Origin of the sequence: Pseudomonas sp. UBA6699 (genome assembly GCF_002454615.1) — a bacterium.
Classification (GTDB): Bacteria; Pseudomonadota; Gammaproteobacteria; order Pseudomonadales; family Pseudomonadaceae; genus Aquipseudomonas; species Aquipseudomonas juntendi.
On record NZ_DKJF01000010.1, the window covers coordinates 69,620 to 88,650 of the forward strand.

The window sequence follows — 19,031 nt, forward strand, 5'->3', positions numbered from 1 at the left end:
GGGCGTGCCCGCGAAGGGCTGCAAAGCAGCCCCAGTAACGCTTAACCGACAGGCATTAGGCCGCAGCCGGGTTCTTTCATGGCACAGGCCAGCAATCAGAGCAGCGAACGGCCCTTGTTGGCGGCAATGCGCATACGCAAGGCGTTGAGCTTGATGAAGCCAGCAGCGTCGGCCTGGTTGTAGGCGCCGCCATCTTCTTCGAAGGTGGCGATGTTGGCATCGAACAGCGAATCATCCGATTTACGGCCAACCACGGTGACATTGCCTTTGTACAGCTTCAGCCGCACCACACCGTTCACGTTGACCTGCGAAGCGTCGATCATCTGCTGCAGCATCACGCGCTCCGGGCTCCACCAGTAACCGGTGTAGATCAGGCTGGCGTACTTGGGCATCAACTCGTCTTTGAGGTGAGCAACTTCACGGTCCAGGGTGATCGACTCGATGGCACGGTGGGCCTTGAGCATGATGGTGCCACCAGGCGTCTCGTAGCAGCCACGCGACTTCATACCGACATAACGGTTTTCGACGATGTCGAGGCGGCCGATGCCGTTGGCACCGCCGATGCGGTTCAGGTCGGCCAGAACGGTTGCCGGGGTTTTCTCGACACCGTCAATGGCAACGATGTCGCCGTTGCGGTAGGTGAGTTCGATGTAGGTGGCCTGGTCCGGGGCGTTCTCAGGCGAGACACTCCAGCGCCACATGTCCTCTTCGTGCTCGGTCCAGGTGTCTTCCAGGACACCGCCTTCGTAGGAGATGTGCAGCAGGTTGGCGTCCATCGAGTACGGCGACTTCTTCTTGCCGTGGCGCTCGATCGGGATACCGTGCTTTTCGGCGTAGTCCATCAGCTTTTCGCGGGACAGCAGGTCCCACTCACGCCATGGGGCGATGACCTTGACGCCAGGCTTGAGCGCGTAGGCACCCAGCTCGAAACGCACCTGGTCGTTGCCCTTGCCGGTAGCGCCATGGGAAATGGCGTCTGCGCCGGTTTCGTTGGCGATTTCGATGAGGCGCTTGGCGATCAGCGGGCGGGCGATGGAAGTACCCAGCAGGTACTCACCTTCGTAGACGGTGTTGGCGCGGAACATCGGGAACACGAAATCACGCACGAATTCTTCGCGCAGGTCGTCGATGTAGATCTCTTTAACACCCATTGCCTGAGCCTTGGCGCGGGCCGGTTCGACCTCTTCGCCCTGACCCAGGTCAGCGGTGAAAGTCACCACTTCGCAGTTGTAGGTATCCTGCAGCCACTTGAGAATCACCGAAGTATCAAGGCCGCCGGAATACGCCAGTACGACCTTTTTTACGTCCGCCATGCCATCACTCCACGGGGTTGTACGGAAAAGGACCGATTCTAACGGCGTTAACGATAAATTTACAGTGGCGCGACAGCTTCTGACGACAAAGCGACAAGAACTTTCACAGGGGCGACGGACGGTAGTGAGGCAGGCAAGTCAAGGGCCTGCGGTGCACGCGACTGTCCAACCTCAAGGTTGCCTGGCCGGCGCAGCAGCAGCAGGGGGGGCTTGCTCGGTCGGTTTCTCCACCGGTTTTTCAGGCACCACCACCCGGTCCAGCTCGATGTTCACTCGCCGATTCCGCGCCCGGTTCGCCGCCGTGTTGTTCTTGGCCACCGGGTAGCGCTCGCCGTGGAAGCGTACGGTGATCTGCTCATCCTTGACGCCATGAGCCTTGAAGTAGTCCGCCACCGCCAGCGCTCGGCGGCGTGACAGGTCGCGGTTGGTCAGGCGATTACCGCTGTTGTCGGAGTGACCGTTGAGCTCGACATGGTTCACCGAAGGGTCGGCCTTCATGTATTCGAGAATCACATCCAGCCTGGCCTTGGCCGCGTCATCCAGTTCGATGCCCCCGCCCGGGAAACCGACCTGGGTCTGGCGCACCTGGTCGTAGTTCATGGGCAGCAGCTTGGCGGCACACACCTGGTAATCGCTGTAGGCCTTGGCAAAGCTCACCGGCAGTACCCGCACCTCCATGGGCCGGCCAGCTTCGCCCGCAAAGCTGCGCACCACCGTGCTGCGCCCGTCGAGCAAGCCATTGATCAGGCGGCTGGCCTGGCCTTGCGAAGAACTGAACAACACGCCGGTACGGGCCATGCGCACGCTACCCAGGTTGATATCACCACGACCGGGTTGCCACGGCGCCGCCGCCGCCAGCAGGCTGGCAGTGCCGGCCCCCAGTATGTTGCTAGCCGAGCGCAACTGGAACACTGCCTGCTCGCCCGCCCGGCGTACGAACTCACCACTGCCAAAGCCATCGATCGGCTGGATTAGCCGGCACTCGAACGGGTCACCCTCGACCTTCCAGGCAATGTTCTCCATGCGCGTCTGAAAAGTCAGCGCGGCAGCCGGCAGGCTGGCGAACAGGGTCAACAGGGTCAGGTAACGCTGGCGCACGGGCGGCTCCACAATTTCAACGGCTTACCTGCAGGCTATCGGACGCCAACCGGAAAACTTGATAGCCGTGCTCGGCCCAGGGTTTTCCGGTAGCATTGGGGCTTGAGTTCGACCCGCCTGGAATCCCCAATGTCCGATCGCCTGACCCTCCTGCGCCCCGACGACTGGCACATCCATCTGCGTGATGGTGCCGTCCTGCCCCACACCGTTGGCGATGTGGCGCGTACTTTCGCCCGCGCCATCATCATGCCCAACCTGGTTCCGCCGGTGCGCAACGCCGCCGAGGCCGGTGCCTACCGTGAACGCATCCTCGCTGCCCGCCCGGCAGGCAGCCGCTTCGAGCCGCTGATGGTCCTGTACCTCACCGACCGTACCAGCCCCGAAGATGTGCGTGCCGCCAAGGCCAGCGGTATCGTGTATGCCGCCAAGCTGTACCCGGCGGGCGCCACCACCAATTCCGACTCGGGCGTGACCAGCATCGACAATATCTTCCCGGCCATCGAGGCATTGGCGGAGGTCGGCATGCCGCTGCTGGTGCACGGCGAAGTGACCCGCAGCGAAATCGACGTGTTCGACCGCGAGAAGCGCTTCATCGACGAGCACATGCGCCGCCTGGTCGAGCGCTTCCCGGCCTTGAAAGTGGTGTTCGAACACATTACCACCAGCGATGCCGCGCAGTTCGTCACCGAGGCACCGGCCAATGTTGGCGCGACCATCACCGCGCAACACCTGCTGTACAACCGCAACCACATGCTGGTCGGTGGCATTCGCCCGCACTTCTACTGCCTGCCGATCCTCAAGCGCAACACCCACCAGGTGGCCCTGCTGGATGCAGCCACCAGCGGCAACCCGAAGTTCTTCCTCGGTACCGACTCGGCCCCGCACGCCCGTCACGCCAAGGAAGCGGCCTGCGGCTGCGCCGGCTGCTACACCGCCTACGCGGCTATCGAGCTGTACGCCGAAGCGTTCGAGCAACGCAACGCGCTGGACAAGCTGGAAGGTTTCGCCAGCCTGCACGGCCCAGCTTTCTATGGCCTGCCGGCGAATACCGACACCATCACCCTGGTCCGCGAAGAATGGACCGCCCCGCAGAGCCTGCCATTCGGCGAGCAAACCGTGGTGCCGCTGCGCGCTGGCGAGAAATTGCGCTGGCGCCTGCTGGAGGAAAACGCGTGAGCGAAGACCTCTACGAAGACGACCTGGAAAGCCAAGGCAACAGCGGGTCGCGCCATCCAATGGCCGAGCGCTTCCGCGGTTACCTGCCGGTTGTAGTGGACGTGGAAACGGGCGGCTTCAACAGCGCCACCGATGCCTTGCTGGAAATTGCTGCAGTGACCATCGGCATGGACGAGAAAGGCTTCCTGTTCCCCGAGCACACGTACTTCCACCGGGTGGAGCCGTTTGAAGGCGCGAACATCGAGGCGGCCGCGCTGGAGTTCACCGGCATCAAGCTCGACCACCCGCTGCGCATGGCTGTAAGCGAGGAAACCGCGCTGACCGATATTTTCCGCGGTGTGCGCAAGGCCCTGAAGGCCAATGGCTGCAAGCGGGCGATTCTGGTCGGCCATAACAGCAGCTTCGACCTCGGTTTCCTCAATGCGGCCGTGGCGCGCAATGACGTGAAGCGTAACCCGTTCCACCCGTTTTCCAGCTTCGACACGGCCACCCTGGCCGGCCTGGCCTATGGCCAGACCGTACTGGCGCGGGCTTGCCAAAGCGCCGACATCGACTTCGATGGGCGTGAAGCGCACTCGGCGCGGTACGACACCGAGAAAACGGCGGAGCTGTTCTGCGGCATCGTCAACCGCTGGAAGGACCTGGGCGGCTGGCGCGACTTCAACGATTGACCTGTGGGCCGCCTGGCGGCCCTTTCGCAACACAAGCCCGCAGCCACCACCCAGGCACAAAAAAACCGGCCACCAGGGCCGGTTTTTCATGCGCGCCGCAATTACAGCTTGCCGGCGTTCTCGCTCAGGTAGGCGGCTACGCCTTCTGGCGAAGCGTTCATGCCTTTGTCGCCTTTTTTCCAGTTGGCCGGGCAGACTTCGCCGTGCTCTTCGTGGAATTGCAGGGCGTCGACCAGGCGCAGCAGTTCGTCCATGTTACGGCCCAGTGGCAGGTCGTTGACGATCTGCGAACGAACAACACCGTTGGTGTCGATCAGGAAGGCACCACGGAAGGCCACGCCACCTTCGGACTCAACGTCGTAGGCTTTGCAGATTTCGTGGGTCATGTCGGCAGCCAGGGTGTACTTCACCTGGCCGATGCCGCCGTTGTTGACCGGGGTGTTGCGCCAGGCGTTGTGAGTGAAGTGCGAGTCGATGGACACGCCGATCACTTCTACGTTGCGCGCCTGGAAATCAGGGATGCGGTGGTCCAGGGCGATCAGCTCGGACGGGCAGACGAAGGTGAAGTCCAGCGGGTAGAAGAACACCAGGCCGTACTTGCCCTTGATGGCCGAAGCCAGGTTGAAGCTGTCGACGATCTCGCCGTTGCCCAGCACGGCCGGTACGGTGAAATCGGGGGCTTTCTTACCAACGAGTACGCTCATTGTAATCTCCTGATGAGGATGTAGAACCGTTTGCCGGGCCAGACGGGCCTGCCCGACATCCAACAAAGGGGACCATCATACACGGCTTCTGATGACAGGCCGAATCCAACGAGCAGGCAACCGCCGGTCGCTCAAGCACAGGCCTTGCAGAAAGTGCTTTGACAAGCATTCTCATTAACATTAAGCTCCAACCCATCGACTCAAACAGCGATGGTCAGCCCTTATGTATGTGTGTCTTTGTGTCGGCGTTACTGACGGACAGATCCGCGACGCGATCTATGAAGGATGCTGCAGTTACAAGGATGTGCGAGCCGCGACCAATGTCGCCAGCCAGTGTGGCAAATGTGCCTGCCTGGCCAAGCAAGTAGTCCGCGAGACCCTGACCGAGTTGCAGGTCAGCCAGGCCGCCCTACCCTACCCGGTAGAATTCACCACCGCCTGAAACCAGAATTTCCAAGAACCGGACCTAGTGTCCGGTTTTTTTATGCCTACATATCAATAAGTTAGGGCAACAACGCGGTTCACAAACATTCTTATTCCTATTAATTTTCATTTATTATTCAATCACTTAGGTTTGACACACTTGCGCATCGGGCTCAAACTTCCTGCTATTGGCACACTTCTACAGGGCAGGAACCCAAATGAAAGGCGACGTAAGCGTCATCCAGCATCTCAACAAGATCCTCGGAAACGAGCTGGTCGCGATCAACCAGTATTTCCTGCACGCACGCATGTACGAAGATTGGGGCCTGAACAAACTCGGCAAGCACGAGTACAAGGAATCGATCGACGAGATGAAGCACGCTGACAAGTTGATCAAGCGTATTCTCTTCCTCGAAGGCATCCCTAACGTTCAGGACCTGGGCAAGCTGTTGATCGGCGAGCACACCAAGGAAATGCTCGAGTGCGATCTGAAGCTCGAACACAAGGGCCTGGCCGATCTCAAGGCCGCCATCGCCCACTGCGAAACCGCCGGTGACTTCGGCTCGCGTGACATGCTGGAAGATATCCTCGAGTCCGAGGAAGAACATATCGACTGGCTGGAAACCCAGCTGGGGCTGATCGACAAGATCGGTATCGAAAACTACCTGCAATCGCAGATGGGCGAAGAGTAACCACCCGCTGCATAAAAAAACCCGCGATCAGCGGGTTTTTTCATGCTTGCCGAAATCAGGCTTCGGCAGCTTTGGCCTTGGCGGCGGCGTCCTTGATCAGGGCCTGCAGCTCACCCTTTTCGAACATTTCCAGCATGATGTCGCTACCGCCGACCAGCTCACCGGCCACCCACAGCTGCGGGAAGGTCGGCCAGTTGGCGTACTTTGGCAGGTTGGCGCGGATTTCCGGGTTCTGCAGGATGTCGACGTAGGCGAACTTCTCGCCACAACCCATCACAGCCTGCGATGCCTTGGCCGAGAACCCGCATTGCGGGGCATTCGGCGAACCTTTCATGTAAAGCAGAATGGTGTTGTTGGCAATCTGCTCTTTGATCGTATCGATGATATCCATCTAGCACCTCAGCTGAACTTTCCGACGCGATCGTCGGCACGGTGAGGCATTGTAACGGAAAGCCGAGCAGCATGCTCGGCCTTACCATCGCTCAAGCGGCCTCGACCTGCACAGGGACGCCATTGAGCGCCGCATTGCCCGACACCTGATCACGCAAGCGCTCGTCGGTCAGGTCATTGGCACTCACGCCAGGCTGCGCCTGGGCGACCTGCAGGTGTACGCCCTGCCGGCCATGCCCGAACCCATGGGGCAAGCTGACCACACCGGGCATCATGTCCTCGCAAGCCAGTACCTCGACTTCCAGGGCACCGGTGCGCGAGCGAATCCGCACCCGCTGGCCATCCTGCAGTTGCCGCTGCTGCAGATCGTGGGGGTGCATCAACAACTGGTGCCGGGGCTTGCCTTTGACCAGTCGATGAAAGTTGTGCATCCATGAGTTGTTGCTGCGCACGTGGCGGCGCCCGATCAACAACAATTCGTTCGGCGCTGGCGGTGCTTGCCGAGCCAGCCGCTGCAAATCGTCCAGCAGCACCTGGGGCGCCGCTTCGATCGCCTTGCTGGCAGTGGCCAGGCGAGCCTCGAGGTTGGCGCGCAACGGGCCAAGGTCGAGGCCATGCGGGTGCTCATCGAGCTTGGCCAGGGATAGCTGCCAGGCGGTTGCCTCGCCGTAGCGGCCTTTGCGCAGGGCCAGGTCGATCATCTGTGCGGGCGCCACGGTCGGCTTGATCTCCAGCCCGGCACGCCTGGCATAGGCCTGCGCCAGCCCGACGAAAATTTCCCAGTCATGCAAGGCGCCCTGCGGCTTGGCCAGGATCGCCCGGTTGAAGCGCGTGATGTTGCGCACGGCCAACAGGTTGAATGTGCTGTCGTAGTGATCATTTTCCAACGCCGAGGTCGAGGGCAGGATCAAGTCGGCATGGCGTGTGGTCTCGTTGATGTAGAGGTCGATGCTGAGCATGAACTGCAACCCCTCCAGCGCAGCGTCCAGCTGGCGACCGTTGGGCGTGGACAGCACAGGGTTGCCGGCCACCGTCACCAGGGCATGCACCTGCCCCTCGCCGGGCGTCAGCATTTCTTCGGCGAGGGCCGCCACCGGCAGCTCACCGCCGTATTCGGGCAACCCCGATACCCGGCTCTGCCAGGCATTGAAATGCCCACCCGAGGTGGTTGCGACCAGGTCGACGGCCGGCTCCGTACACAACGCCCCGCCGGCACGGTCGAGGTTGCCGGTCACCAGGTTGATCAGTTGCACCAGCCAATGGCACAGGGTGCCGAAGGTTTGCGTCGACACGCCCATGCGCCCGTAGCACACCGCCTTGTCGGCGGCGGCGAAATCCCGTGCCAACTGCCGGATCTCGGCCGCCTCGATGCCACACAGCGCGCTCATGGCCTCGGCGCTGAGAGGCGCCAGTGCCGCGCGAACCTGCTGCAGACCATTGACCGGCACGTGCGAGCGCCGCGTCAGGCCCTCGTCGAACAGCGTGCTGAGCAGGCCGCACAACAGCGCCGCATCGCCCCCGGGGCGAACGAACAGATGGCGGTCGGCCATGGCCGCCGTTTCGCTGCGCCGCGGGTCCACCACCACCAGGCGCCCACCGCGCGCGCGCAGGGCCTTGAGCCGCTTCTCCACGTCGGGCACCGTCATGATGCTGCCGTTGGAGGCCAGCGGGTTGCCGCCGAGAATCAACATGAAATCGGTATGGTCGATATCCGGGATCGGCAATAGCAAGCCATGCCCGTACATCAGGTGGCTGACCAGGTGCTGCGGCAATTGGTCCACCGATGTGGCAGAGAAACGGTTGCGGGTTTTCAGCAGGCCGAGGAAATAATTGCTGTGGGTCATCAACCCGTAGTTGTGCACGCTGGGATTGCCCTGGTACACGGCCACGGCATTGCGCCCATGGGCCTGCTGGATCGCCCACAGCCTGTCGGCGGCCAGGGTAAACGCTTCATCCCACTCAATCGCCTGCCAGTGCTCCCCTACCCGTTTATGGGGCTGGCGCAAACGATCCGGGTCATTCTGAATATCCTGCAACGCCACCGCCTTGGGGCAGACATGGCCGCGGCTGAACGGGTCGAGGGGGTCGCCCTTGATCGAGCTGATCTGCGCCCGCCCCGCGTCGTCATGGCTGATTTCGATGTTGAGCCCGCAGATCGCTTCGCACAGGTGACACGCACGGTGATGCAGGGTCTTGGTCATGGCCGCCTCTGCCTTGTTGTTGGGTAGTGAACGAGCTGAAACTATGCGCCCCGCACCCTACCCCGGCCAGCGCGCTTCGCCGCGTGAATCCACCGACATCAGTGGCACGATTTGCGACAGCCATTTGCCAAATTGCCAGCAAGCCGTGTACAACCTGCTGTAGCAAATAAAAAACAGCACAGCCCAATGGGTAGAGACACGCCTTGCAACTTCTTTGCAGGCGGGCTGCTGTTTCCCCTCTTGGCTTTAGGCGACATTTACTTATAGTATTGCGCCTTTCCCTTTTTCGTCCGCCCCCGTGCGGCTTACGCCGCAGGTCACTCCCGTTGTCAAAAAAACCATACGGTCGACCTGCATACTGTTGCAGATAAGGTAGTCAATCATGAGCGCTAGGCACTTTCTCTCCCTGCTGGACTTCACCACCGACGAATTGCTCGGGGTGATCCGCCGCGGCATCGAGCTGAAGGACCTGCGCAAGCGAGGCGTGCTGTTCGAGCCGCTGAAAAACCGCGTGCTGGGCATGATTTTCGAGAAGTCCTCGACCCGTACCCGTGTGTCGTTCGAAGCCGGCATGATCCAACTCGGCGGTCAGGCCATCTTCCTGTCGCCGCGCGATACCCAGCTGGGCCGTGGCGAGCCGATTGGCGACAGCGCCATCGTGTTGTCGAGCATGCTCGACGTGGTCATGATCCGCACCCATGCCCACAGCACCCTCACCGAATTCGCCGCCAACTCGCGCGTGCCGGTGATCAACGCGCTGTCCGACGAGTCGCACCCGTGCCAGTTGCTGGCCGACATGCAAACCTTCCTCGAACACCGCGGCACCATTCAAGGCAAGACCGTGGCCTGGATCGGCGACGGCTTCAACATGTGCAACTCCTACATCGAGGCGGCCAGGCAGTTTGACTTCCAGTTGCGTATCGCTTGCCCGGAAGGTTACGAGCCTGACCCACGCTTCATGGCCATTGGCGGTGACCACGTGCAAATCGTGCGCGACCCCAAGCAAGCCGTAAGCGGTGCCCACCTGGTGACCACGGACGTCTGGACTTCCATGGGCCAGGAGGAGGAAACTGCACGGCGCCTGGCGCACTTTGCGCCTTACCAGGTCACCCGCGAACTGCTCGACCTGGCGGCACCCGACGCCCTGTTCATGCACTGCCTGCCTGCCCACCGTGGCGAGGAAATCAGCCATGACCTGCTCGACGACCCTCGGTCCGTCGCTTGGGACCAGGCTGAAAATCGCCTGCATGCACAGAAGGCCCTCCTCGAATTCCTTGTCGAACCGGCTTACCACCACGCATGAGTCAACCCTTACTGCTCAACCTGCGCAACCTCGCCTGCGGCTACGGCGACCAGCGCATCGTCCAGAACCTCAACCTGCACCTGAACGCAGGCGACATCGGTTGCCTGCTGGGTTCATCGGGTTGCGGCAAAACCACCACCCTGCGCGCCATCGCCGGCTTCGAGCCGGTGCACGATGGCGAGATCCAGCTGGCTGGCGAAGTGATTTCCCGAGCCGGTTTCACCCTGGCCCCGGAAAAGCGCCGCATCGGCATGGTGTTTCAGGACTACGCGCTGTTCCCGCACCTGACCGTGGCGCAGAACATAGCCTTCGGCATTGCCAAGCACCCCCGCCAGGCGGCAGTCATCGAAGAAATGCTCGAACTGGTCAAGCTGGCTGGCCTGGGCGGGCGTTACCCGCACGAGCTGTCTGGCGGCCAGCAACAACGGGTCGCGCTGGCCCGTGCGCTGGCTCCCGAGCCCCAGTTGCTACTGCTCGACGAGCCGTTCTCCAACCTCGACGTGGAACTGCGCCGGCGGCTGAGCCATGAGGTGCGTGACATTCTCAAAAGCCGCGGCACCAGTGCGGTTCTGGTCACCCATGACCAGGAGGAAGCGTTTGCCGTCAGCGACCAGGTCGGGGTGTTCAAGGAGGGCCGCCTGGAACAGTGGGACACACCCTACAATCTGTACCACGAGCCACAGACACCGTTCGTTGCCAGCTTCATCGGCCAGGGCTATTTCATTCGTGGCCAGATGGTCAGCCACGAAGCGGTCAGCACCGAACTGGGCGAGTTGCGGGGTAACCGCGCCTACATCATGGCCCCGGGCAGCTCGGTGGATGTGTTGCTACGCCCGGACGATATCGTGCATGCACCAGGCAGCCCCCTGCAGGCCAAAATAGTCGGCAAGAGCTTCCTCGGCGCCTCGACCTTGTACCGCCTGCAGTTGCCGACTGGCAGCCAGCTGGAAGCGATCTTCCCCAGCCATGACGATCAGCAGGTGGGTGACGATGTCGGCATTGCGGTAAAAGCCGACCACCTGGTGCTGTTCCCGGCACCCGGTAGCGTTGCAGCGCAGTTGCCCCCCCTGGAGAACGGGGTTCGTCGCTACAGCTCGGCGACCTGATACAGCGTATTGGGGCTGCAAGGCCGCCCCAACTTCTCAGCCCCTGCCAATGCCGGCAAATTTACCTTGGGTATGCTCGGCCAGCACGGCGGCCGCCAACTCCACCTCCAGCCCTCGCCGTCCGGCACTGACATGTATGGTGGCAAAGTTCTGCGCCGATTCATCAATGAAGGTGCGCAGGCGTTTCTTTTGCCCCAGGGGGCTGATTCCACCCACCAAGTAGCCCGTAGCGCGCTGCGCCGCCGCCGGGTCGGCCATCTCGCACTTCTTCACCCCGGCAGCATGGGCCAGGGCCTTGAGGTCCAGGGTGCCTCCCACTGGCACCACCGCCACCAGCAACTCGCCTTTCTCGCTGCTCGCCAGCAACGTCTTGAATACCTGCTGCGGGTCCAGCCCAAGCTTCTCTGCCGCCTCCAGCCCATAAGACGCCGACTTGGGGTCGTGTTCGTAACTGTGCACGCGATGCTCGGCACGATGCTTCTTCAACAGGTCTAGGGCGGGGGTCATGCAGGGGCTCCGGTCTGGGACGGCTCGGCGGCTACTTTAGGACAATTCCCACATGGCAGCCAGCGCACCGCAAACGCGCAGCTCTGGCACGGGCATCCGAAACCGATTTTAGCGGCCATTTCGTGACTGGTCGTTCACTTTCGACCTTTGACATCAGCGTTTCTTGTCTATATTTTTTCGTTTCTGAATACGTGGTGCACGTTAAAGGTGCACTTCCCTGCTCGGTATCAATGGGGATGGACGCCGAGCTTTGCTGTCGAGCGCCAAGCGCCTCACAACAAAAACAACGAGGTCATACATGACGACTGCTCTACACCAACCCACGCTGTCCAGCCAATGCCTGGCCGAATTTCTCGGCACGGGCTTGCTGATATTCTTCGGCACCGGCTGCGTCGCCGCGCTCAAGGTCGCCGGCGCCAGCTTCGGCCTGTGGGAAATCAGTATCATCTGGGGTGTCGGGGTAAGCATGGCCATCTACCTCAGCGCCGGCATTTCCGGCGCGCACCTGAACCCGGCCGTGAGCATCGCCCTCACCCTGTTCGCCGGTTTCGACAAGCGCAAGCTGCCTTTCTACATGCTGGCCCAGGTGTGCGGCGCATTCTGTGGTGCAGCACTGGTCTACACCTTGTACAGCAACCTGTTCTTCGATTTCGAACAGGCGCACGCCATGCTACGCGGAAGCGAAGCCAGCCTGGAGCTGGCGTCGGTGTTCTCCACCTACCCGCACCCCTCGCTCTCCACCGGCCAGGCTTTTCTGGTCGAAGTGGTGATCACCGCTATTTTGATGGCGGTGATCATGGCCCTGACCGACGACAACAATGGCCTGCCGCGCGGTGCCGTGGCGCCGCTGCTGATCGGCCTGCTGATCGCCGTGATCGGCAGCGCCATGGGCCCGTTGACCGGGTTCGCGATGAACCCGGCCCGTGATTTCGGTCCAAAGCTCATGACATTCCTGGCGGGCTGGGGCGAAATTGCCTTTACAGGTGGGCGAAGCATTCCTTACTTCCTGGTGCCGATCTTCGCGCCGATCGTTGGCGCCTGCGTGGGCGCCGCGGCCTATCGGGGCCTGATCGCCCGCAACTTGCCTGTTGCAACTGCGGCGCACCCTGAGACAAATGACAACCGCCAGGGCGATACTCAAGCCAGTTGATCGCGGCATCACATACAGCCCTGACCCCCTATTCTTGCAAGGCCTACGACCATGACAGACACCCAGGACAAGAACTACATCATCGCCCTGGACCAGGGCACCACCAGTTCGCGAGCGATCATTTTCGATCGTGACGCCAACGTGGTGGGTACCTCCCAGCGCGAGTTCGCCCAGCACTACCCGCAGGCGGGCTGGGTCGAACACGACCCGATGGAGATCTTCGCCACCCAAAGCGCGACCATGGTCGAAGCCTTGGCCCAGGCGGGCATCAGCCATGCGCAGGTTGCCGCGCTGGGCATCACCAACCAGCGCGAGACCACTGTTGTATGGGACAAGGAAACCGGGCGCCCGGTATACAACGCCATCGTCTGGCAGTGCCGCCGCAGCACCGAGATCTGCGCCCAGCTCAAGCGCGATGGCCATGAAGACTACATTCGCGAAACCACGGGCCTGGTCACCGACCCGTACTTTTCCGGCACCAAGCTGAAATGGATCCTCGACAACGTCGAAGGCGCCCGTGAAAGGGCCGAACGTGGCGAATTGCTGTTCGGCACCATCGATACCTGGCTGATCTGGAAATTTTCCGGTGGCAAGGTCCATGTCACCGACTACACCAATGCCTCGCGCACGCTGATGTTCAACATCCACAGCCTGCAGTGGGACGACAAACTGCTGGAGATCCTGGGCATCCCGCGGCAGATGCTGCCTGAGGTGCGGCCGTCGTCGGAAGTGTACGGCCACACCAAGAGCGGCATCGCCATCGCCGGTATCGCCGGTGACCAGCAGTCGGCCCTGTTCGGCCAGATGTGCGTGGCACCGGGCCAGGCCAAGAACACCTACGGCACCGGCTGCTTCCTGCTGATGAACACCGGCAGCCAGGCCGTGAAGTCTTCCCATGGCCTGCTCACCACCATTGCCTGCGGGCCACGGGGCGAAGTGGCCTATGCATTGGAAGGCGCCGTGTTCAATGGCGGCTCCACCGTGCAGTGGCTGCGTGACGAGCTGAAGATCGTCAACGACGCACTGGATACCGAGTACTTCGCCAGCAAGGTCAAGGACAGCAATGGCGTGTACCTGGTGCCGGCGTTTACCGGACTGGGTGCACCGTACTGGGATCCCTATGCCCGTGGCGCGCTGTTTGGCCTGACCCGCGGCGTGAAGGTGGACCACATCATTCGTGCGGCCCTCGAGTCGATTGCCTACCAGACCCGCGACGTGCTCGACGCCATGCAACAGGACTGCGGCCAGCGCCTGTCCGAACTGCGCGTAGACGGTGGCGCAGTGGCCAACAACTTCCTCATGCAGTTCCAGGCAGACATCCTCGGCACCTGCGTGGAACGCCCGAAGATGCGTGAAACCACAGCCCTCGGCGCAGCATACCTGGCGGGCCTGGCCTGTGGCTTCTGGTGCGGCCTGGACGAGTTGCGCGACAAGGCCATCATCGAACGCGAGTTCAGCCCGCAGTTGGATGAAGCGCAGAAAGAAAAGCTGTATGCCGGCTGGAAGAAGGCCGTCGATCGCACCCGCGATTGGGAAGATCACGACGCCTGAGGCACCCTCAGCGATGCCGCGGTCCCGCCATGGGATCGCGGATCGCGGTTCGCAGCCCGGGCCGATGCGTCATAGCCCACTGGCCGTAGTCTCCGTCCTACGGCATCATTGCAGAATTTGTCCGGCAGCCCCAAAGGACCGCCCATGAATCTGCCCCCACGCCAACAACAAATCCTCGAACTGGTGCGAGAGCGCGGTTATGTCAGTATCGAGGAAATGGCGCAGCTGTTCGTCGTGACGCCACAAACCATCCGCCGTGACATCAACCAGTTAGCCGAACTCAACCTGCTGCGCCGCTACCACGGGGGTGCCGCTTACGATTCGAGCGTCGAAAATACCGCCTACGCCATGCGTGCCGACCAGATGCGCGACGAAAAGCAACGCATCGCCGAGGCCGTGGCCAGGCAAATACCCGACCATGCCTCGGTGTTCATCAACATAGGTACCACCACCGAATCCATCGCCCGGGCCCTGCTCAATCACAACCACCTGAAAGTCATCACCAACAACCTGCATGTGGCCGCCATTCTCGCGGCCAAGGATGATTTCGAGGTGCTGGTGGCAGGCGGCACGGTGCGCCGCGATGGCGGCGTGGTCGGCCAGGCCAGCGTCGATTTCATCAACCAGTTCAAGGTCGATTTCGCCCTGGTAGGGATCAGTGGCATTGACGAGGACGGCAGCCTGCTCGACTTCGACTACCAGGAAGTGCGGGTGTCCCAGGCCATCATCACCAATGCCCGCCAGGTTATCCTCGCCGCCGACTCCAGCAAGTTCGGGCGCAACGCCATGGTGCGCCTGGGTTCGATCAGCCTGGTGGATTGCCTGGTGACCGACCAGGCCCCCGCCCCCGCCCTGACTCAACTGCTCAACCAGTACAAGATCCGCATCGAAGTGGTGTAAACGCCCCACCGGCCGTCGGGCTGTAACGCCCTCAGATCGAGCGCTGCGCGATCTGCGGGCGACTCGGTGCGCGAAGGGTTCAAGCGCATTTTCGTTAATGTTCATTTACTTGCCATGTGATCAGTTTTTTCTATGAAAACTGACTGGCAAGCGCCCTGCTGTTGCGCTAGTATTTTCGAAAACGAACATTAATGTTCATATTCGATATGAACAGTTTCAGGAGGCCTTGCCCGTGTCCCAGTCCGTTTCGTCCCAGCCAGCACTCGCCGACTGCTACGACATTGCCGTAATCGGCGGTGGCATCAATGGTGTCGGCATTGCCGCCGATGCCGCTGGCCGGGGCCTCAAGGTGTTCCTGTGCGAAAGGGACGACCTGGCCCAGCACACCTCATCGGCCAGCAGCAAACTGATCCACGGCGGCCTGCGCTACCTTGAGCACTACGAGTTTCGCCTGGTACGCGAAGCGCTGGCTGAACGTGAAGTGCTGCTGGCCAAGGCGCCACACATCGTCAAGCCCATGCGTTTCGTGCTGCCACACCGCCCGCACCTGCGCCCGGCCTGGATGATTCGCGCTGGCCTGTTCCTGTATGACCACCTGGGCAAGCGCAAGCGCCTGGGCGCCTCGCGCAGCCTGCGCTTTGGCCCGGGCTACCCGCTCAAACCGCAGATCACCCGTGGTTTCGAGTACGCCGACTGTGCAGTCGACGATGCCCGCCTGGTGGTGCTCAATGCCATGGCCGCCCGTGAACACGGTGCTCACATTCTGACCCGCACCCGCTGCCTGCGCGCCGAGCGTGTAGATGGCCTGTGGCAGGTAGACCTGCTGCATGCCGACGGCAAGCAACAGCGCATTCGGGCACGCGCCCTGGTCAATGCTGCCGGCCCTTGGGTGGCCAGTTTCATCAAGGACGACCTCAAGCTCGATGCGCCCTATGGTATTCGCCTGATCCAGGGCAGCCACCTGATCGTGCCGCGCCTGTATGAAGGCGAACACGCCTATATCCTGCAGAACGAAGACCAGCGCATTGTCTTCTGCATACCTTACCTGGAGCGCTTTACCCTGATCGGCACCACCGACCGGGAGTACAGCGGCGACCCGGCGAAAGTCGCCATTACCGACCAGGAAACCCAGTACCTGCTCAACGTGGTCAACGCCCATTTCAACCATCAGCTGAGCCAGGCCGACATCCTGAATACCTATTCCGGGGTACGTCCGCTGTGCAACGACGAGTCGGACAACCCGTCGGCCGTCACCCGCGACTACACGCTGGCGCTGTCGGCAGAGGTCGGTCAGGCCCCGCTGCTGTCAGTATTCGGCGGTAAACTGACCACCTACCGCAAGCTGGCGGAATCGGCGATGGCCGAGCTGAAGCCCTTCTTCAGCCAGATGCGAGGCAGCTGGACGGCCACCGCCCCCCTGCCGGGTGGCGAACACATGACCACCGCACAAGCGCTGCTGGAGCAACTGTTGGCCCGCCATGGCTGGCTGCCGATGGATATCGCCAAACGCTGGGCGAATACCTATGGCAACCGTGTCTGGCAACTGCTCGACGGCGTGAATGGCCCGGATGACCTCGGCCAGGCCATTGGCGGTGGGCTATTCGCTCGCGAAGTCGACTACCTTTGCGAGGCTGAGTGGGCGACGACCGCCGACGACATCCTGTGGCGCCGCACCAAATTGGGCCTGTTCACCCATGCAGCAGAACGCCTGGCCCTGGAAAACTACCTGCAACAAACCCGAGTCGGGCTTGCCCAGGGCAACGCCGCGTGATGCGGCGCTGCTGCGCAGGCTCAAAGCCTGCTGTGCAGCTCCTGCGCCAGGGTTAGCAGCAAGCGTCGCTCGGCCTGCTCGTATTCGTACTTGAGGGCCTTGCAACGCAGGGCGAAGGTCCAGTCGTCGATCTGCCCCTGGCTTACCTGCTCTTCGAGGCTTTCCATCCGCTCATTGAGCGGTTGCAGTGCGTGCTCGAAGCGCGCCGGGTGGCGCTCGCGGGCATGGACCTCCCAGAACGGCCGCTGCGCCAGGGAGCCAATCACTTGCTCAGGTGTCTCGTTTGCCAGAATCTGGTCGCGAGCACGCAGCAGGTCGCTGCTGGTGACATGGGCAAACCCTGGGTAGTGCATCTCATCGTGCTCGATGGGCAGGTCAAGGGTGGCGCTCAACTTGAGCCGGTAGTACAGCCGGGTCTCGACCTCATCCACGCCAACCGTACGCTGCGCACGCAGGCGCTCGATGTGGCGCGCGGCAAGCCGGTCGACTTCGTCCAGGCGCCAAAGCGAACGCCCCAGACGCCATAAACGCCCCTCCAGCCCCGCCGGCTCACCGCCTACCGCGCGCTCCACCATTACACCCAGCTCAAGCTGCTCCAACGTCAACAGCAGCCGGTCTTCACACGTCCTTGGGCCACCGGCTTCAGCGAACAGGCGCACACGCACAGCCTCATGTCGCTCGCAGAACTCCAGAGTGCCAGTCCTGGTAGCCTTCGTACACTTCCCCGGCCAACTCCACCGCCGTGTAGGCCAACAAGCCCTCGCCCAGCACCGGAACGAACATGCCTGCCAGGTTCAAGAGGTTCAGGCCCAGTTCCCGATAGGCGTGCAGCCGAGCATCGCGCTCATGTTCATCGAGGTCTGCGGTAGGTACGGCCAGCACGTGGGCATCATCGAGCAGTTTGTCTATCTGCAACCCACGCAGATGGCTGAACAGCGATGTGTCGATGGCCAGGTGCCTGCCATCGAGCTCAGGCACCTGGTGCGCCGCACTTGCCTCTATCCGCTCCTCGAGCAGCTGCTGAAAGCAAACCCGGTCGCGCTCGCTGATGAAGCGGCTGAAGAACCGGCGGTAGGGTGCCGTCGTCAGGCGCCGGGCCAACGCCCGGAACACCTCTTCCCAGGACCGATAGACGCGAACCGGCGACTGCGGGTCATTCGGTACCCAGACGCATACACCCTGCAAGTCCGCACCCACCGCCGGCCGCAGCTCCAGTGTCACCACGCCGCGCACACATTTGCCCAGCAGGTACAACTGGCGTGGTGCGACCTCACCCGGCACCGCCGGCACCATGGGTAACGCGGTAAAACAGGGCGATAGCAAACGGTAGCTGTTCTCGTCCAAGTCACCTTTGAGCAATGCGCAGCGCACTGCCACTTCCAGGTCGGCGCGGGCGTTTTCCTCGAAACACCGGTGTACAGCGGCCTTGGCCGAGCCAGGTGCAGCACCTGGGGCATCGTCCGGCGCCAGGCACTGCCGCAGGATAGCCTGGTAGTGCCCGCCCACATCGGCCTCGCGGCAGCGCCCGGCGAATACCTCGTAACCCACCGGCACGTGCTCGCCCTTTGCGTCCAGTAGCCAGCCCCGGCGGCTGGGCGAAGGGCGCGTGTCGACGATATGGAAATTGTGCAGTACCGCCGCCAGCAACGGCGTGGAAGATCGTTGCATGTGCCGGCGAATGGGCCACCCCGGCGCCATCGGCGGCAATATAACGGTGCGCTCGATACCCACATGGCTGCGGCGCAAGTCCGCGATCGTCAGGTCGGCACGGTTCAATACCTGGTTCAAACGGGTAGCTGCGAACTCATCCAGTGCCGGAATGGCTTGCAGGATTCGGTGCAATGAATGGGTCGCTTCTTCCTGGGCGTGCAGCGCGCGGCGCAAGGCAAGCAGCCAGTCGACATTGCCATGGGCCACCAGCCATGCAGGCAGGCGCCGGGCAATCAGGGTATTGATCGATTCAGCGGGAAACAATGGCTCGGTCATCGGTTCAGCTCCAGCGACAAGGGCGCCGAGTCAACCAGCCCTCCAGCCAGAGGCTGAGGTACACCCATAGCCCCAACCTGGGTTCCTGC

The 19,031-nt window shown here is 62.0% G+C and carries 18 protein-coding genes; 10 read left to right on the plus strand and 8 right to left on the minus strand.

All coding sequences use genetic code 11. The features are described 5' to 3' along the window. Positions 1-95 precede the first annotated feature (95 nt). Positions 96-1,313: an argininosuccinate synthase gene (locus B3361_RS01785; RefSeq protein WP_029886602.1), complete on the minus strand. Its 1,218-nt coding sequence runs from the start codon at positions 1,311-1,313 to the stop codon at positions 96-98. Between the two features lie 171 nt (positions 1,314-1,484). Beyond that, positions 1,485-2,411: a flagellar protein MotY gene (locus B3361_RS01790; RefSeq protein WP_054904056.1), complete on the minus strand. Its 927-nt coding sequence runs from the start codon at positions 2,409-2,411 to the stop codon at positions 1,485-1,487. A 129-nt stretch (positions 2,412-2,540) separates the two neighbouring features. On the opposite strand from B3361_RS01790, the gene pyrC reads away from it, so the two are divergent. Together pyrC and rnt are read left to right on the plus strand one after the other, a co-directional pair. Next, a complete protein-coding gene (gene pyrC / locus B3361_RS01795; protein WP_029887753.1) occupies positions 2,541-3,587 on the plus strand; it encodes a dihydroorotase in 1,047 nt (348 codons plus the stop codon). A gap of 59 nt (positions 3,588-3,646) precedes the next feature. Then, a complete protein-coding gene (gene rnt, locus B3361_RS01800; protein ID WP_232108621.1) occupies positions 3,647-4,258 on the plus strand; it encodes a ribonuclease T in 612 nt (203 codons plus the stop codon). Between the two features lie 101 nt (positions 4,259-4,359). On the opposite strand, the gene B3361_RS01805 is transcribed toward rnt, so the two are convergent. Then, positions 4,360-4,962 carry a peroxiredoxin gene (locus B3361_RS01805; RefSeq protein ID WP_009684560.1) on the minus strand — a complete coding sequence of 201 codons (603 nt, stop codon included), beginning with the start codon at positions 4,960-4,962 and terminating at the stop codon, positions 4,360-4,362. A gap of 223 nt (positions 4,963-5,185) precedes the next feature. On the opposite strand from B3361_RS01805, the gene B3361_RS01810 reads away from it, so the two are divergent. Beyond that, positions 5,186-5,404: a bacterioferritin-associated ferredoxin gene (locus tag B3361_RS01810; protein ID WP_009684559.1), complete on the plus strand. Its 219-nt coding sequence runs from the start codon at positions 5,186-5,188 to the stop codon at positions 5,402-5,404. 199 nt (positions 5,405-5,603) lie between these two features. After that, positions 5,604-6,077 carry a bacterioferritin gene (gene bfr, locus B3361_RS01815; RefSeq protein WP_009684558.1) on the plus strand — a complete coding sequence of 158 codons (474 nt, stop codon included), beginning with the start codon at positions 5,604-5,606 and terminating at the stop codon, positions 6,075-6,077. 55 nt (positions 6,078-6,132) lie between these two features. Here bfr and grxD read toward each other — a convergent pair whose 3' ends face one another. Beyond that, complete coding sequence (gene grxD, locus B3361_RS01820; protein ID WP_009684557.1) at positions 6,133-6,468, minus strand: Grx4 family monothiol glutaredoxin; 336 nt, start codon at positions 6,466-6,468, stop codon at positions 6,133-6,135. Positions 6,469-6,559: 91 nt separating this feature from the next. Continuing rightward, positions 6,560-8,668 (minus strand): molybdopterin oxidoreductase family protein, encoded by a 2,109-nt coding sequence (locus B3361_RS01825; RefSeq protein ID WP_054904055.1) that lies wholly within the window; start codon positions 8,666-8,668, stop codon positions 6,560-6,562. Between the two features lie 382 nt (positions 8,669-9,050). On the opposite strand from B3361_RS01825, the gene argF reads away from it, so the two are divergent. Continuing rightward, the gene (gene argF, locus B3361_RS01830) at positions 9,051-9,971 is read left to right on the plus strand and encodes an ornithine carbamoyltransferase (RefSeq protein ID WP_009684553.1); all 921 of its coding nucleotides are present in this window, start codon (positions 9,051-9,053) and stop codon (positions 9,969-9,971) included. Next, positions 9,968-11,077, plus strand: coding sequence for an ABC transporter ATP-binding protein (locus B3361_RS01835; RefSeq protein ID WP_054904053.1), 1,110 nt, complete (start codon positions 9,968-9,970; stop codon positions 11,075-11,077). Before argF ends, B3361_RS01835 begins: the two co-directional genes overlap by 4 nt. Positions 11,078-11,113: 36 nt before the next feature. On the opposite strand, the gene ybaK is transcribed toward B3361_RS01835, so the two are convergent. Further along, entirely contained in the window at positions 11,114-11,584 is a 471-nt protein-coding gene (ybaK, locus tag B3361_RS01840; protein WP_054904052.1) for a Cys-tRNA(Pro) deacylase, read from the minus strand. Between the two features lie 298 nt (positions 11,585-11,882). Here ybaK and B3361_RS01845 point away from each other — a divergent pair, with 298 nt between their 5' ends. The 4 genes from B3361_RS01845 (at position 11,883) to glpD (ending at position 16,956) form a co-directional block, all read left to right on the plus strand. After that, positions 11,883-12,734, plus strand: a complete 852-nt coding sequence (locus tag B3361_RS01845; RefSeq protein WP_054904051.1) for an MIP/aquaporin family protein — start codon at positions 11,883-11,885, stop codon at positions 12,732-12,734. 51 nt (positions 12,735-12,785) lie between these two features. After that, on the plus strand, positions 12,786-14,285 hold the full coding sequence (gene glpK / locus B3361_RS01850; protein WP_054904050.1) for a glycerol kinase GlpK: 1,500 nt from the start codon (positions 12,786-12,788) through the stop codon (positions 14,283-14,285). Between the two features lie 144 nt (positions 14,286-14,429). Beyond that, positions 14,430-15,185, plus strand: coding sequence for a DNA-binding transcriptional repressor GlpR (gene glpR, locus B3361_RS01855; protein WP_009684548.1), 756 nt, complete (start codon positions 14,430-14,432; stop codon positions 15,183-15,185). A 232-nt stretch (positions 15,186-15,417) separates the two neighbouring features. Next, on the plus strand, positions 15,418-16,956 hold the full coding sequence (glpD, locus tag B3361_RS01860; protein ID WP_054904049.1) for a glycerol-3-phosphate dehydrogenase: 1,539 nt from the start codon (positions 15,418-15,420) through the stop codon (positions 16,954-16,956). Positions 16,957-16,976: 20 nt separating this feature from the next. Here glpD and B3361_RS01865 read toward each other — a convergent pair whose 3' ends face one another. Both B3361_RS01865 and B3361_RS01870 read right to left on the minus strand, forming a co-directional pair. Then, a complete protein-coding gene (locus B3361_RS01865) occupies positions 16,977-17,615 on the minus strand; it encodes an NEL-type E3 ubiquitin ligase domain-containing protein (protein ID WP_054904048.1) in 639 nt (212 codons plus the stop codon). Between the two features lie 10 nt (positions 17,616-17,625). Further along, positions 17,626-18,942 carry a dermonecrotic toxin domain-containing protein gene (locus B3361_RS01870; protein WP_054904047.1) on the minus strand — a complete coding sequence of 439 codons (1,317 nt, stop codon included), beginning with the start codon at positions 18,940-18,942 and terminating at the stop codon, positions 17,626-17,628. Positions 18,943-19,031 lie beyond the last annotated feature (89 nt).